This window comes from Streptomyces sp. NPDC048442 (assembly GCF_040651475.1).
Taxonomy (GTDB): Bacteria; Actinomycetota; Actinomycetes; order Streptomycetales; family Streptomycetaceae; genus Streptomyces.
Map to the genome: position 1 here is coordinate 55,202 of NZ_JBEZKB010000029.1, position 14,773 is coordinate 69,974.

At 71.5% G+C, this 14,773-nt stretch carries 10 protein-coding genes and 2 pseudogenes; 6 read left to right on the forward strand and 6 right to left on the reverse strand.

Going from position 1 to position 14,773, the window contains the following annotated elements; genetic code table 11:
* Positions 1–123: 123 nt before the first annotated feature.
* From AB0D18_RS33065 to AB0D18_RS33080, 4 genes and pseudogenes are all read left to right on the forward strand, one after another.
* The gene (locus AB0D18_RS33065; protein ID WP_362427052.1) at positions 124–702 is read left to right on the forward strand and encodes a Type-2Aa cytolytic delta-endotoxin; all 579 of its coding nucleotides are present in this window, start codon (positions 124–126) and stop codon (positions 700–702) included.
* Positions 703–822: 120 nt separating this feature from the next.
* Positions 823–1,809, forward strand: a complete 987-nt coding sequence (locus tag AB0D18_RS33070) for an NAD-dependent epimerase/dehydratase family protein (RefSeq protein WP_362427055.1) — start codon at positions 823–825, stop codon at positions 1,807–1,809.
* Positions 1,810–1,822: 13 nt separating this feature from the next.
* Positions 1,823–1,924: pseudogene (locus AB0D18_RS33075) on the forward strand (transcriptional regulator); the annotation flags it as partial.
* 24 nt (positions 1,925–1,948) lie between these two features.
* Positions 1,949–2,266, forward strand: a pseudogene (locus AB0D18_RS33080) (VOC family protein); the annotation flags it as partial.
* Between the two features lie 108 nt (positions 2,267–2,374).
* On the opposite strand, the gene AB0D18_RS33085 reads toward AB0D18_RS33080, so the two are convergent.
* Positions 2,375–4,096, reverse strand: a complete 1,722-nt coding sequence (locus tag AB0D18_RS33085) for an ABC transporter ATP-binding protein (protein WP_362427058.1) — start codon at positions 4,094–4,096, stop codon at positions 2,375–2,377.
* Positions 4,093–5,982: an ABC transporter ATP-binding protein gene (locus tag AB0D18_RS33090; protein ID WP_362427060.1), complete on the reverse strand. Its 1,890-nt coding sequence runs from the start codon at positions 5,980–5,982 to the stop codon at positions 4,093–4,095. The genes AB0D18_RS33085 and AB0D18_RS33090 overlap by 4 nt, the downstream gene beginning before the upstream one ends.
* 137 nt (positions 5,983–6,119) lie before the next feature.
* On the opposite strand from AB0D18_RS33090, the gene AB0D18_RS33095 reads away from it, so the two are divergent.
* Positions 6,120–6,827: a TetR/AcrR family transcriptional regulator gene (locus AB0D18_RS33095; RefSeq protein WP_362427063.1), complete on the forward strand. Its 708-nt coding sequence runs from the start codon at positions 6,120–6,122 to the stop codon at positions 6,825–6,827.
* Between the two features lie 16 nt (positions 6,828–6,843).
* On the opposite strand, the gene cydC is transcribed toward AB0D18_RS33095, so the two are convergent.
* The 4 genes from cydC to AB0D18_RS33115 form a co-directional block, all read right to left on the reverse strand.
* Positions 6,844–8,625, reverse strand: coding sequence for a thiol reductant ABC exporter subunit CydC (cydC, locus tag AB0D18_RS33100; RefSeq protein ID WP_362427066.1), 1,782 nt, complete (start codon positions 8,623–8,625; stop codon positions 6,844–6,846).
* A 764-nt stretch (positions 8,626–9,389) separates the two neighbouring features.
* Positions 9,390–11,105, reverse strand: coding sequence for a thiol reductant ABC exporter subunit CydD (cydD, locus tag AB0D18_RS33105; RefSeq protein WP_362427069.1), 1,716 nt, complete (start codon positions 11,103–11,105; stop codon positions 9,390–9,392).
* 16 nt (positions 11,106–11,121) lie between these two features.
* A complete protein-coding gene (locus AB0D18_RS33110; protein WP_362427072.1) occupies positions 11,122–12,168 on the reverse strand; it encodes a cytochrome d ubiquinol oxidase subunit II in 1,047 nt (348 codons plus the stop codon).
* A gap of 69 nt (positions 12,169–12,237) precedes the next feature.
* Positions 12,238–13,446: a cytochrome ubiquinol oxidase subunit I gene (locus AB0D18_RS33115; RefSeq protein ID WP_362427075.1), complete on the reverse strand. Its 1,209-nt coding sequence runs from the start codon at positions 13,444–13,446 to the stop codon at positions 12,238–12,240.
* A 207-nt stretch (positions 13,447–13,653) separates the two neighbouring features.
* Here AB0D18_RS33115 and AB0D18_RS33120 point away from each other — a divergent pair, with 207 nt between their 5' ends.
* Complete coding sequence (locus AB0D18_RS33120) at positions 13,654–14,568, forward strand: LysR substrate-binding domain-containing protein (protein WP_362427078.1); 915 nt, start codon at positions 13,654–13,656, stop codon at positions 14,566–14,568.
* The last annotated feature ends 205 nt before the right edge of the window (positions 14,569–14,773 follow it).

Genomic DNA, 14,773 nt, shown 5'->3' on the forward strand with positions numbered 1-14,773 from the left:
CGGACCCGGTCGCGGACGGGGCCGGTGCGCTGGGTGGGACCGGTGTGCAGGGCGGGTTCGGGCGGCCCTGCATACTGGCCCCGCCCTGATCAGCACGGCTCCTTCAGGAGGAGAACCACAGCAATGGCAGCAACCTTCAAAACCGTCATGGAAGTCAGCCCCGAGCACCTCGAACAGGCCCAGGCCGTCGACCGGCTGTTCCAGCAGGCGATCGCCCCGGCCACCGTCAACTTCGACTTCGGCCACATCCGGGAGGCCGCCGCGGCGATCCCCGACAGCTCGATCGTCAAGCTGGTACGGGGCTGGGGCCTCCAGGAGACCGCCCCCGTCGCGGTCATGGCGCTCTCCCTCAAGGAGGCGGTGCGCCAGGCGCTCCCCGGGGAGTTCGCCGAGGCCTCCTTCTGGGGCACCGTCGAGCGGGAACTCGTCGGCGCGTTCACCGGCCTCGCCGCCCAGGAGGGCGCGCCGGGACTCTCGTACTACGAGGAGACCCCCGACCGCACCAGCTACTACCGCGACCTGTTCTTCGCCCTCCAGGGCGAGGAGACCGGCGACCACCTGTACGCGATCGCGTTCTGCATGGACGTGACCGTCGGTCTGGACCGGGCGGGCGCGGGCGCGCTGGAGCTCACGGACATCGCCCCGTACCAGATCCGCCTCAACGCGATCGTCGTACGTCAGCAACTGCGCCTCGCCGCCTGACCGTTCACACCACTTGCCTCACCGTCCCGCCGTCCCGGGCCGGTTCGGCGAAGGGCCTCGCCCACTCCGCCGAGAGCGAACCGTCTGGGCGGGCGGTGCTCACGGTGCTTGGGTGGAGCGATGGAGATCTTGATTCTGGGCGGAACAGCGTGGGTGGGCCGGGAACTGTCCCGGCAGGCGATCGCGCGCGGCCACCGGGTGACATGCCTCGCGCGCGGCGAGAGCGGTGACGTCGCGGACGGGGCGGAGCTGGTGGTCGCCGACCGGAGTGAACCTTCGGCGTACGAGGCGCTGCTGGGCCGGGACTGGGACGCGGTCGTCGAGGTGTCGTGGCAGCCCGACTTCGTACGCGGGGCGCTCGACGCCCTCGGTGCCAGGGCCGCCCACTGGAGCTATGTCTCCTCCGTCAGCGCGTACGCCTCGCACGGGAAGCCGGGCGCGGACGAGTCCGACGCCCTGCTGTCGCCGACCGAACTCGGCCTGGTGGAAAGGGAGTTGTACGGCGAGGCGAAGGTGGCGTGCGAGCAGGCGTCGGCGGCCGTCGTGGGCGACCGCCTCCTCGTCGCACGTGCCGGACTGATTGGTGGTCCCGGCGACCACAGCGGACGTACCGGCTACTGGGTGGCGCGTGCGGCGCGCGATCAGCGGGGCCCGATGCTGGTTCCCGACGAACCGGCCCTGGCGACCCAGACGGTCGACGCGCGGGACCTCGCCTCGTGGCTGCTCGACGCCGCGGAGAAGCGGACCGTCGGGACGTACAACGCCGTGGGGCCTGTCGTTCCGCTGGGGGAGTGGATCGAGCTGTCCCGTACGGCGGGCGGGCACACCGGTCCGGTGGTCGCCGCCGAGTCGGCGTGGCTGCTCGCGCACGACGTGGCCTACATGGGCCCCGGGTCGCTGCCGATGTGGGTGGCCGAGCCGGGCTGGGAAGCATTCGCGGCCCGCGACGGGTCGGCGGCGCACGCCGCGGGGCTGCGCCACCGGCCCCGGGCGGACATGCTGGCCGACACGCTGCGCTGGGAACGCGAACAGGGCCTCGACCGGGAACGACGGTCCGGGCTGAGCGCGGAGCGGGAGCGCGAACTTCTCGAAGCACTCGGTTCCTGACGCGGCCTGGCGGGCGGGGCTGGAGGCGGCCGGCCTGGTCCGGGTCAGGCGCGAGGGCCGCTACAAGTTCCACGACCTGAACACCCGGCCGCTGGAGCGCGTCATGGGATGCTGACTCACCCCCGGCGCAGGCGTCCCGGGCTTCGTGAAGAAGCACGAGGTTCCGCTGGGCGAGTACCGGTGGCTGACCGTCGTGTCGCCCGAGAACCCCGAAGGCACGGAGCTCCTCCTCGAACCAGACGCGCACCCCGCGGTCAAGCCGTACCGGAGCGCACTGGCCGACGACGGCATCCCGGTGGCCCAGTTCGCCGTGGGCGACGTCCACGCGGAGTTCCGCAGGCTGGCTGCGCTCGGGGTGCGGTTCACGCAGGAGCCGATGGAGGCCGGCCCGGTGACCGTCGCCGTACTGGACGACACCTGCGGCAATCTGATCCAGATCGCCACGGTGCCCGAGTAGGTCGCCGGGAGCGGGCCGGCCGTCTCGATCGGCTCAGGTGCTGGCCACCTCGATCGGCGCAGGTGCCGGCCACCTCGATCGGCTCAGGTGTCTGCCGTCCCGATCGGCTCAGCTGCCCGGCGCCGGCGTCAGCGACATGTTCCAGAAGTCGGCGTAGCGGCCGCCGCCGTGCAGCAGCTCGTCGTGGCTGCCGTCCTCCACGATCCGGCCGCCGTCCAGGAAGACCACGCGGTCGGCGTCCCGTACGGTACGCATCCGGTGCGCGACCATCACCACCGTCCGGCCCGCCATCAGGCGCTCGATGCCCTCGTGGACGGCGGCCTCGTTGACCGGGTCCAGTGCGGAGGTCACCTCGTCGAGGAGGACGACGGGCGCGTCCTTCAGGAGCGCCCGTGCGATCGAGACGCGCTGGCGTTCGCCGCCCGAGAGCAGTGCGCCGCCCTCGCCGACGTTCGCCGCCCAGCCACCGGGCAGGCGCTCGATCACGTCGTCCAGGCGCGCCGCGGACGCTGCCGCGCGCACCTCGGCCTCGGTGGCGTCGGGCCGGCCCAGGCGTACGTTCTCCTCGATCGTGCCGTCGAAGAGGTAGACGTTCTGGAAGACGATGGCGATCTGCGCCATCAGCACCTCGGTGTTGACGGCGCGTACGTCCACGCCTCCCATGCGCACCGCGCCCGCGTCCACGTCGTAGAAACGGGCGAGCAGTTGCAGCAGCGTGCTCTTGCCCGCGCCCGAGGGGCCGACGACGGCAAGCCGCTGCCCCTCGGGGACGGTCAGCGACAGGCCGTCAACCACCGTACGGGTGCCCTCGCCGTGCCGGAAGGTGACGGAGTCGAACTCCAGGTCATGGCGGACGGGGAGGACCGGATCGGGGGCCTCCGGCAGCGGCTCGGTGCGCAACACCGTGTCGAGCCGCGTCAACTCAGCGCGTGCGGAACGGAGTTGGCCGCCCATGTCCGCCAGTGACAGCAGCGGCTCCGCGCAGCGGGCCGCGAGCACCAGGATCGTCAGTACCTCCACCGCGCCGACGTTCCCACCGAGCGCGAGGTAGGCACCGAGAACCAGCAGCACGGTGAACATCGCCTGCACCACGAGCGTCAGAGCCAGCACCCCGGGCAGCGCCGCCAGCGCGGAACGGCGGGACGCGCGCTGGACTTCCTGCAGCGAGTGGTCGAGCAGCCGGAAGCGTTCGGCGGTCCGGCCGCCGGCCCGGAGCACCGGCTGGGCCTGGAGGTACTCGATGACCCGCCCGGTGGCCTCGTGGTCGCGTGCGGCGCGTTCCGCGTCGCCCGCGGCCATCGAGCGTCCCGTACGCACCTGGATCACCGCGACGAGCGGTACGGCGACCAGCGCGGCCAGCCCCAGCTGCCAGCTGAAGGCGAGCATCACGGCAACGATCACCAGGGGCGTCACACCGGCCGAGATCAGCGGCGCCAGGATGTGCGCGATCACGCTCATCGCCTCCAGGACGCCACGACTGGCCAGCACGGACACCTCCCCGACGCGGCCGGCGCTGTACCAGCCGATGGGCAGCCGGGCCAGATGGTCGCCGAGCCGGTGGTACATGCCGCGCAGCAGCGTGGTTCCGGCGCGGAAACCGGACAGGTCGCTGAGGTAGCGCAGCACCGCGTAGGCCGCGACGGCGGAACCGAAGGCGATCAGCCAGGGCCACGCTTCTGCGGGCGCGGGCCCCAGCAGCGCCCGCAGCACGGGCACCAGCAGGGCGTAGGACAGTCCCTCCGCCACGGCGGTCGTCGTCATCAGGGCCACGGTGCGGCGCACCGGCCGGGCGTACTCGTTTCCCAGTACGCGCAGCAGCATTCGGATCATCGGGCATCGTCTCCTTGCGGTACGCCGCTGGAAGTGCTGGTGGTGTCGCTGCTGGTGATGCTGGTGGTGCCGCTGCTGGTGGTCGCGTCGGCTGCTGCTGATCGGTGGGACTGCCAGAAGGCGGCGAACTTCCCACCCCGGGCCAGGAGTTCGGCGGGCCGACCGCGCTCGACGACCGTCCCGTTCTCCAGCATCACGACGGTGTCGGCGTCGGCGACCGTCTCCAGCCGGTGGGCGATGACGAGGACCGTCCGGTCGTCGCTCAGCGCCGCCAGGGACCGGCGTACGGCCTGTTCGGTCTGCGGGTCGGCGAAGGAGGTCGCCTCGTCGAGTACCAGTACGGGCGTGTGGGCGAGCAGTGCGCGGGCGAGCGAGATCCGTTGGGCCTCGCCGCCCGAAAGACCGGCGTCCTCCCCGACCACCGACTCGTATCCGCGGGGCAGTTCGAGGATGCGGTCGTGGATGTTCGCCTGCCGGGCGGCGCGCACCACGTCGTCGAGGTCGGCATGCGGCACCGCGAGTGCGATGTTCTCCGCGATCGACGTGCGCAGCAGCCGTACGTCCTGGAAGACGAAGGAGACCGTCCGGTAGAGCTCCCGGCTGCCGAGGTCGCGCAGATCGACACCGCCGACGGTGACTGAACCGCGGGTCGGGTCGAAGAACCGCGGCAACAGCTGCACCAGCGTGGACTTTCCGCTTCCGGAAGGACCGACGACCGCGGTCGTCGTCCCCTGCTCAAGCACCAGGTCGATGCCGCGCAGCACCTCATGATCGTCCTCGTACCCGAAGCGCACGCCGCGCAGCTCCACCCGGTGACCCTGTGGTGCGGCCGGGTGCACGGGCTCCGGCAACGACCGCACTGCGAGTACGTCCCGGATCCGGCCGACCGCGCGCCGGGCGTTCTGCATGTCGTCGAAGCCGTGGCCGAGGGCCGCCACGGGCGCGGTCAGGCCCAGACCGAGAAGGAGGAAGGGCAGCAGATCGGCCGGGGCCAGGCCGCCACCCGTGATCAGGGCCGCGCCGCCGATCAGTACGACCAGCAGTACGAACGGCGGAGACAGCGCCAGCTGCATCCCCGCGGCCGGCCCGGCCATGCCGTGCACCCACCGGTTGAAGGTGGCGACGAAACCGTCCGCGGCGTCGAGGAACCTGCGGTGCGCGCGCCCCGCCCCGCCGAACGCCTTGACCACCGCGATGCCCTGCACGAACTCGATGACGGAACTCGAAATCCGCCCCATGGCCGTGTCGAACTCCCGCTGCTCGCGCAGCCGGTCCTGCGTCATCATCAGCGGAACCAGCGCCACCGCCAGCGCCACCGGAATCAGCGTGATCAGCGTCAGCCGCCAGTCGATGGTGAACAGATAGATCAGCGACACCAGCGGCACGACGAACGCGGAGACGAGCTCACCGGGGGCGTGGGCGATGAACGGGTGCACGGCACTCACGTCCTCGCCCACCACCTTCGCCAGCTCGCCGGTCCTGCGCCGGGAGAACCAGCCGATCGGTACGCGCCCCAGCCGGGCGGCCAGCTGCCGGCGGAACGACAACTGCACTTGGCCGTCCAGGACATGGCCGATGCCGGTCGACGCGGCGGCGAACAGCAGCCGGACGAACAGGCCGACGGTACCGGCGGTCACCGTGGTCCAGACGTGGCCGTGATCGACCGGCCCCGGCAGCAGCAGCGCACGGCCCAGTTCGACGACGGCCAGCAGCGGCGCCAGGCCCGCGAGCGCGCCGACGACCTGCAGGATCACGACGGCGGCGAAGCTGCCGGCGTGGGGGCGCAGGAGCGCCGCGATGCTCTGCCCCAGTTCTTGTTCTTGTTCTTGCGCCGGGGTCGGAGCCGGAGCCGGAGCCGGAGTCGCGGCGAGGTCGGTGGCAGTCATCGTTCTCCAACTCCGTTGCGTGCACTCGTGATTAAGTTTCGGAACATGTTCCGAAAGTACCATCGAGGTCGTCCGGCGGGAACGGGAAAGCCGCACCCGCTTCGGGGCGGGGAGCAGCAGCGCGGCATGATGGGGTGATGTCGCGACTGTCCGCCTCACCCGCCTCACCCGCGCCGCAGGGCCGCACCGGCCGGCCGCCCGTGACCTCCCGCGCGGAGATCTTGGTGGCGGCCCGCCGGATCATCGACGAGGACGGCTGGGAGAAGCTGACCATCCGTCGGCTGGCCGCCGAGGCCGGCATCGGGGCGACGACGCTGTACCACCACATCCGGAACAAGGACGATCTGGTGGTCCTGCTGCTCAATCACCACGTCGGCCAGATCGAACGCCCCGAACTGCCCGGTGAGCCGCGCGAGCGCATCGTCACGGCCGCCACCGCGCTGCGCGACGCCCTCGCGGCCTGGCCGTGGGCCGCGGAAGTCCTCTCGGCAGACGGTTTCGTCGGCCTGCTCGACGAATCGGCGATGTGGATGGTCGAAGCCGTCGTGGCCGGCGCGGAAGGCTCCGGATGTACGGTCGAACAGAGCATCGACGTGTTCCGCAACATCTGGTTCTACACGGTCGGCGAGGTCCTCGTACGCGCCCGCTCCGCCCGCCGACAGGCCGCCGGCGAACCCTTCGCCTACCGTGACGACCTGGACACGTCCCAGGTGCCTCACCTGGCCGCCATCGGCACCCGGTGGGGCCCGCAGGTCGCACGGGACATCTACCCCGTGGGACTGCGCGCGTTCGTCGACGCACTGCTCGCGGAGGCCGCGTCGGCGAACCGGTCGGGTACCGGGTAGGCGCCGGTGTGGCGGGTCAGTTCCGGTCGAGGGTCACGATCTCGTCGAGGGGCACGATCTTGTCCAGGGTCACGATCTCGTCGGCGGCCGCCAGCCCGGACTGCTCGTGGGTGACGAGGAGCGTGGTGCGGCCCCGGGTGGCGTCGAGGATGTCGGCGAGTACGGCGGCGGCGGTGTCCGGATCGAGCCCCTCGGTGGGCTCGTCCAGGACCAGTACGGGCGGATCGGCGAGCAACGCGCGTGCCAGCAGCAGGCGTTGGCGCTGACCGCCCGACATCGCGGCACCGTCCTCGCCGAGGAGGGTGTCCCAGCGGTCGGGCAGCGATTCGATCCAGTCGAGGAGCCGGGCCCGCCCGGCGGCCTCGCGCAGTTCGGCCTCGGTGGCGTCGGGGCGGGCCAGGACCAGGTTGGCGCGGATCGTGGTGTGGAAGACGTGGGCGTCCTGGGTCATGCCGGTGATCGCCCGGCGTACGTCCGCGCCCGCGCAGTCGCGCAGTTCGCGCCCGCCGACGCGGATGCTTCCCGCTTCGTACGGTACGAACCGCATGAGCGCCGCGATCAGCGTCGACTTGCCGGAACCGCTGGCGCCGAGGAGCACCACCCGTCGGCCGGGCGGCAGCCGCAGGTTCACCCCGTCCAGGGCCGGAGGCACGTCGGGGCGGTGGCGTACCCGCAGCCCGGTGATCTCCACACCGAGTGGACCGCCGAGCGGACCCCCGGGCGGACCCCCGAGCGGATCCCCGGGCGGACCCCCGGGCGGACCCCCGGCCGGAAGTGAAACGGGAACGGCCGGCTCGGCCACGGGCGGAGGCGTGTCGAGTACGCCCGCCAACCGGCGTGCGGAGGCCTGTACTTCGGCGAGCCGGCGGGCCGCCGCGGGCAGCGGTGCGAGGGCCTCGAAGGAGACCAGTGCGAGGACCGCGAGCACGGTGAGATGCACGACAGGCAGCTCACCGGCCGCGTGGGCACGCAGCGCGAGCAGGGTGACGCCGACCACCGCCCCGCCCTGGAGCAGCAGTACGACGGCAGAGGCGAGCGAGGTGGTGAGGGCTTTGCGGCGCTCCAGTACGCCGATCCGGGCAGAGGCGCGACGGGCCCGCTCCTCGGCACGACCCTGCGCACCGTACGCGGCGAGGTCCGCCGCGCCCTGGACCAAATCCACTGCGTACGCGGCGAGTTCAGCGCGCACCGCCTTCTCCTCCCGCCCCGCCCGACGGGACAGCGCGAGCACCAGAACGGGAACGAGGACCCCCGCCACGACCAGCACCACCCCGAGCACGGCACCCGCCCCCGGCAACAGCACCGCCGCCGTTGAGGTGGCAGCCGCGCCAACCACGCAGGCGGCGGCCACCGGAATGAGAACTCGCAGCAGCAGATCCTGGGCGGCATCGACATCGTCCACCAGCCGGGTCAGCAGATCACCACTGCGGAACGCAGGGATGCCGGCCGGAGCGAGGGGCACCAGTGCCTCGTACACCCGGGTACGGAACCCGGCGACGGCCCGCAGCACACCGTCGTGCCCGAGCAGCCGGTCGCCGTACCGCAGCACCCCACGCCCCAGCGCCAGCGCCCGCACGGCAACGATCGCCAGCCCCACGGAGGCAATCGGCGGCTGCTCGGCGGCCCGGGTAATGAGCCAGGCAGCGACAGCCATGAGCGAAACCCCGGCAAGCTCACTCCCGGCGGCAGCAACAGCCCCGGGCAACAGCCGCCGCCAGTGAGGAAGCAACTGCCGAAGAACCCAAAGGGCGGGCCGATCCCCCACCCCCCACCCGTGCGGGCCCCTTTGGGGCCCCACCGCAGACCCCCACTCCGACTGCGCTGCACACAAGTGCACTGGCCCGGCTGCACGGACATGCGTCGGCTCGGTTGGGCGTCCATGCTCGGGCCCGGTTGGACGTACACGCTCGGGCCGGGTGGGGAGTACGTGCTCGGGCCCGACTGGGCGCACGCGCTCGGGGGCAGCCGAGGGCACGTGCGCAGGCCTGGGTGCACACACGGGACTCGGCTCCGCTGGGGGTGTGCGCTTCGGCTCGGCTGCGGGCGATCCCACCCGCTCTGGCCCGGCTTTGTGTACGCGCTTCGGCTCCGCTGCAGGAACGTGTGGAGGCCCGGCTGTCCGCATATGCTCCGGCCCCGCTGTGAGCACGCGTTCCGGTTCCGCTGCGGGGACGTGCTCCGGCCTGGCCGTGCGTACGCGCCCCGGCCCTGCTGAGGGCACGTGCTTCGGTCCTGCTGACGGCGACCGCTCCGGCTCCGCTGCGCGCACGCGTTCCGGCTCCGGCACCGCCGAGGGTACCCGCTCCTGCTCGGCCGTGGACGTTCGCTCCGCCCACGCTGTGGGCATTGGCTCCCCCCACGCTGTGGGCAACTGTTCCGCTGGGGCGAGTGGGGTCTCCCCTGCTCGAACGGAGTTGAGAGCTTGGGGAAGGGTGGGCACAGCGGAACCCCTCGCTCCGGGCAGGAGCTCGTCCGCACCGCCCGTACCCCCGTTCCGAACGCCGCCTCCGCCTCGGCTCGCCGGATCGATTCCTCTCCGGCCCCGCGCACCCCACCACGCCCTCACGAGCCCATCACCCCTTCCGTAACCGCGAGTTGAGGAACACCCACGCTCCCCCCACGTACCGTGACCACCCGATCCGCATGCGGCAGCAACCCCGCCCGATGTGCCACCACGATCGACGTCCGCCCGCGCATCAGCCGGACCGTCGCCCGCGTGACCACCGCCTCGCTCTCCGCGTCCAGATGTGCGGTCGGCTCGTCGAGGAGCAGGACGGGGGCGTCCTTGAGGAATGCGCGGGCCAGTGCGATCCGTTGCCGCTGGCCCGCCGAGAGCCCCGCGCCGTGCTCCCCGAGCACCGTGTCGTACGTCTGCGGCAACGCCTCGACGAAGCGGTCCGCCGACGCCGCGCGGGCCGCCTCCCGTACCTCGGCGTCGCTCGCCCCGGGGCGCCCCAGCCGGATGTTGTCCCGTACGGAAGCCGCGAACAGGTGCGGCCGCTGCGGCACCCACGCCACCTGCGCTCGCCACTCGTCCGGGTCCAGGTCCGCGAGGTCGGCGCCGCCGACCGTGACCCGGCCCGAGGCGGGAGCCACGAAGCCGAGCAGCAGCGCGAGCAGCGTCGACTTGCCCGCGCCGCTCGGCCCGACCAGGACCACGTGCTCGCCGGGGTGTACGGAGAGGGAGACGTCCCGGAGCGCGGGCGCGGCCCGGCCCGGGTACTGGACGCTGACCCCGTCGAGACGCAGGTGCGACGTGCGGGCATCGGGGGTAGGCCTGCGTGCCGGTCCGCGGTCGGGGGAGTCACCCCCACTGGTGTCGTCGACCAGCGCGAAGACCCGCTCCGCCACCGCGATCCCCTCCGCACTGTCGTGGAATGCCGCCCCCGCCGCGCGCAGCGGCAGATACGCCTCGGGGGCGAGGAACAGGACGATCAGCGCCGTACGGAGATCCGTCGTGTCGCCGAGCAGCCGCAGCCCGACCGGGACGGCGGCCAGCGCCACCGAGAGGGTGGCGACCGTCTCCAGGACGAAGGAGGAGAGGAACGCCACGCGCAGCGTCCGCATGGTGGCCCGCCGGTGGGCGTCCGCCATCTCGCCCACCACCCCGCTCTGGTGCCGTTCGCGGCCGAACGCGCGCAGCGTCGGCAGCCCGGCCACCACGTCGAGGAAGTGCCCGCCGAGCCGGGACAGCAACTGCCATTGCCTGGCGGTGCGTTGAGCGGTGTGCATACCGACCAGCGCACCGAACACCGGGATCAGCGGCAGCGTCACGACAACGATCAACGCCGATGTCCAGTCGGTCCACGCAAGCCAGCCGACGACCACGAGGGGTACCACGACCGTGGCCGTCCTCGTGGGCAGGTAGCCGACGACGTACGGGTCGAGGGCGTCGAGGCCCCGGGTGAGCAGCGTCGCCGTTTCGCCGTGCCGGAGGGCTGTGAGCCGCAGGGGGCCGGTGTGCCGCAGGCTGCCGGTGATCCGGTCGCGCAGCGCACGCTTGGCGTCGGCCGCGGCGCGCTGCGCGAGTGCCCCACGGGCCCAGGCCAGCAGCGCGCGCAGCGCCATGACGGAGCCCAGGCCGGTGAGCAGGGTGGTGAGCGGGGTGGTGAGCGGGGCGCTCGGGAGTCCGCGGAAGCCGTCCGCGAGCACTGTCGCCAGCAGGCACGCCTGGGCGACGATGAGCCCGGCACCCAGCAGCGCCAGTACCGCGGAGTACGTCATGTGGTGTCGCAGCAAGGGGAGTTCGCGCAGCAGTCGGCGTTCGGCCGGCTTCATCTCAGGGCCCTTCGGATCAGAAGTAGCTGGGGTGTCGGCGGCCCGTCCGCCCCCGGAAGGCCCACCAGTTCCACGACTGGTACGCGAGGATCACCGGGATCAGTACGACCCCGAACACGGTCAGGATCTTCAACGTCGCCCCGTCCGTGACCGCCTGATGGATCGTCATCCCATCGCCGGCCGAGTCGATCAGTACGTACGGGTAGTGGCCTGCCCCCACGAGCAGCACGGGCAGCAGTACCGTGCAGCAGGTCGCGGCGAACGCCCGGACGCGGTGCCCGCGCACGAGGCACCACCAGGCACCGGCGAGCGCCGCCGCGCACAGGAGGGCAAGAACCGCCGAGGTCGCGCGGTTCGTCATGGCGGCGCCCGCACCGAAGAGCGTCAGCAGCAGCGCGAGGGCGCCTGCGGCGCCCGCCGCACGCAGCAGGCCCGCGCCCAACTGGCGGGCAGATGCGGCGAGGTCAGGGGCGGAACGCAGCGCGACGAAGGCCGCCCCGTGCGCCGCGAACAGCAGCGCGGACGTCGCACCGCAGGCCAGTACGAACGGCGTGAACACTTCGCCGAACCCGACGTGGAAGCTCCCGTCCGCCCGGCGCGGCACCCCGTGGAGCAGCAGACCCACGACAAGTCCCCAGCACACGGCGGGCATTGCGCCGCCGAACACGATCAGGGCGTCCCACCACCGCCGGCCACCGACACTGCGGGCGCGGCCGCGCAGCTGGACTCCGGCATTGCCGAGCACCAGGCCGACGAGGATCGCCGCGATCAGCGGGTACAGACCGGGCAGGAGGGCGCCCTCCAGGTGCGGGAAGGCTCCGAACAGGACGCCGGCGAAGGCGACCAGCCAGACCTCGTTGCCGAGGAAGAACGGTGCGATGGCGTCGAGGGCGGCGTTCCGGCCGGGGTGGCGTACGCGCCTGTCGTCCCTGCCGTCCCGGTCCTCCTGGCCCCCGCCGAGGAACGGGTGCAGCATCTGTGCGCCGTAGTCGTAGCCGCCGAGCACGAAGTACCCGCCGAGCAGCAGCCCGAGGAGAGCCAGCCACAGTGTCTCCAGACTCATTTCGCTCAACTTTCTTTCCATACGCGGCCATACGCGGCCATACGCGGCCATGTGCGGGAGTGGACTCCGTCAGTAGGCCGGGACCGTCTCCTGCTCCCTCTCGTCCGCGAGCGGCTCCGTAACCCCGAGCTGTACCGCGCCCGGACCACGGCGGACGAAGCGAACGATCAAGGTCCAGTTCACTGCCGCCAGCGCGAGGAAGAGGGCGATGAACACCACGCAGGACACGGCGAACAAGGCCGTACTGACGTGGGAGAGCGCGTCCTCGACAGTCAACTCGCCGTAGACCAGCCAGGGTTGACGTCCGACCTCGCGGAAGACCCACCCGCCCACGGAAGCGATGAAGGGGAACGGGATCATCGCCGTCATCAGGTACGCGAGAGGGCGCCAACGCACCAGCCGGTCCTTCCGTAGCAGGAGGAGAGCGACGAGCGTGATGGTGGACACGGTGTTGCCGATGACCGTCATCGAGTCCAACGAGAACTGCAGCCAGCCACCGCCCTCGATGGCGGCCGCCTTCTCGGGCTGGTTCTCACGGATCAGCGGAAACTGCAGGTCGCCGACGATGACGACGAAGAAGGAGGCGACGGTGGAGACCACGACCCCTGTCCGCAGGGAACCGCGGAAGAGTTCGGTCTCGGTGGTCCTGCGCGCGAAGTGGTACGCACTGATCCCGGCGACGAAGACGCCACCCGTCGTCAGCGCGGCGAGCGTGATGTGGGCGAACGCGAGCAGGGCGTTGGGGTTGGTGAGCAGCGCCCCGAAGTCGGTCAAGTACGCGGCGCCGTCCCGGACTTCGTACCCGACGGGATGCTGCATGAAGCCGTTGGCGATCAGGATCCAGTACGCGGAGGCGTACGCGGTCAGGGCGACCAGCCAGATGAGCGTCACGTGTACGCCCTTGCTCAGCCGGCCCCAGCCGAAGATCCACATGCCGAGGAAGGTGGACTCGGCGAAGAAGGCGATGAGGGTTTCGAGAGCCAGCGGGGCGCCGAAGACATTGCCCGCGAACTTGCTCAGCCCGCTCCAGCTGAGCCCGAACTGGAACTCCATGACGAGGCCGGTGGCGATGCCGACGGCGTAGTTGATGACGTAGAGCTGTCCCCAGAAGCGGGTCGCACGCTCCCGGACGGCTCGCTTCGCGGGATCGCGGGTGAACGCGGCCCGGGTGTGCATGACCGCCACGAGGGGGACGAGCCCCATGGTGAGGATCACGAACAGCCAGTGGATGCCGGTCGTGGCCGCGAACTGGAGCCGGGCCAGATCCGCAGCGCTCATGAGGTGACCTTTCTGGGCGTGGGGCGGTGGTGTGCACCGGGCTCTCGCTTCGCGTGTGCAGGCGCCGGGCGTCGTGACCCGTCCACCTGTGCGGTGACCCGATGAGGACGACCGTAGAGAGAATTGCTTATGCGTTCCAAGACTTGTTCTGCAATGTGAAGATGACTCTGAAGGCATAAGCGAAGACCGACCCACGGGAGGCGGGCCATGGACCTGCTGCAGTTGCGCTACTTCCAGGCCGTCGCCCGTTACGAGCACATCAGCCGCGCCGCCGATGAGCTGCGAGTCGCCCAGCCCTCGCTCAGCCGCACCATCGCGCGTCTGGAGGCCGAGCTCGGCTCACCGCTCTTCGACCGGCAGGGCCGCCGGATCAAGCTCAACCAGTACGGCGCGATCTTCCTGCGCCACGTCGACCGCGCCCTGAGTGAGCTCGACGACGGCCGCAGGGCCGTCCGCGAGGCCCGCGACACCGGGCTCGGCCGGGTCGCCGTCGCCTCCGAGACCCTTCTGACGGTCACTCACCTCCTCGGCAGCTTCCGGGCCGCGCACCCCCGTGCCGACGTACGGCTCTTCCAGTCGAACGTGGTGGAGATGGGCCGCCAACTCCGCGCCAGGGAGGTCGACTTCTGTGTCGCCTCACAGCCGCTGACCGGCGCCCACCTCGAAACGGTCGAGCTCTTCCGCGAGGAAGTGCTGCTCGCCGTACCGCCCGGTCACTGGCTCGACGGGCGGGAGAGCGTCACGGTCCCCGAGATCGCCGACGAACCCTTCGTCTCCACCCGCCCGGGCAACTGGCAACGCACCCTCCTCGACCGGCTGTTCGCTTCCGAGGGGCTCACACCGCTGCTGTCCTGCGAGGGCGACGAACCGGGCGCCAGCCAGGACATGATCAGCGCGGGCCTCGGCATCGGCCTGATCCCGGGGATGTCGCGTCAGCTCGGTACGACCGCGAGCGTTCCCGTCGTCTGGGTGCGCCTGGCCGCGCCCGACTGCCACCGCGTGCTCACCCTGGTGTGGAACGGCGAGGCCCACCTGTCCGAAGCGGCGCTGAAATTCCGCGAGTTCGTCACCGGCACCCCCTTCATGCACCACCGCATGCCGGAGCCTGACGCCACTTCGTGAACCTGGCGCGAGGAGCCTGACGCCACTACGTCAACCTGGCGCGAGGAGCCTGACGCCACCTCGTGAACCTGGCGCGCCGGGAACTCCTTCTGGTACGTTCCCACGTGCTGCCGCATCCCCGGCCCAGGACGTCGTGTGTCCGAACGGCCGGTCGGTGAGGCCGATTCGGCAGGGGTGTCGCGTCCCCCGCCGGCCACCGGCGGCG

What these genes read in the sequence shown, in the direction of transcription:
- AB0D18_RS33110 (WP_362427072.1), bottom strand. Translation starts at nt 12,168, where the DNA reads ATGAGTCTGGAGACACTGTGGCTGGCTCTCCTCGGGCTGCTGCTCGGC.
- AB0D18_RS33070 (WP_362427055.1), top strand. Translation starts at nt 823, where the DNA reads ATGGAGATCTTGATTCTGGGCGGAACAGCGTGGGTGGGCCGGGAACTG.
- AB0D18_RS33085 (WP_362427058.1), bottom strand. Translation starts at nt 4,096, where the DNA reads ATGATCCGAATGCTGCTGCGCGTACTGGGAAACGAGTACGCCCGGCCG.
- AB0D18_RS33090 (WP_362427060.1), bottom strand. Translation starts at nt 5,982, where the DNA reads ATGACTGCCACCGACCTCGCCGCGACTCCGGCTCCGGCTCCGGCTCCG.
- AB0D18_RS33115 (WP_362427075.1), bottom strand. Translation starts at nt 13,446, where the DNA reads ATGAGCGCTGCGGATCTGGCCCGGCTCCAGTTCGCGGCCACGACCGGC.
- AB0D18_RS33120 (WP_362427078.1), top strand. Translation starts at nt 13,654, where the DNA reads ATGGACCTGCTGCAGTTGCGCTACTTCCAGGCCGTCGCCCGTTACGAG.
- AB0D18_RS33095 (WP_362427063.1), top strand. Translation starts at nt 6,120, where the DNA reads ATGTCGCGACTGTCCGCCTCACCCGCCTCACCCGCGCCGCAGGGCCGC.
- AB0D18_RS33065 (WP_362427052.1), top strand. Translation starts at nt 124, where the DNA reads ATGGCAGCAACCTTCAAAACCGTCATGGAAGTCAGCCCCGAGCACCTC.
- cydD (WP_362427069.1), bottom strand. Translation starts at nt 11,105, where the DNA reads ATGAAGCCGGCCGAACGCCGACTGCTGCGCGAACTCCCCTTGCTGCGA.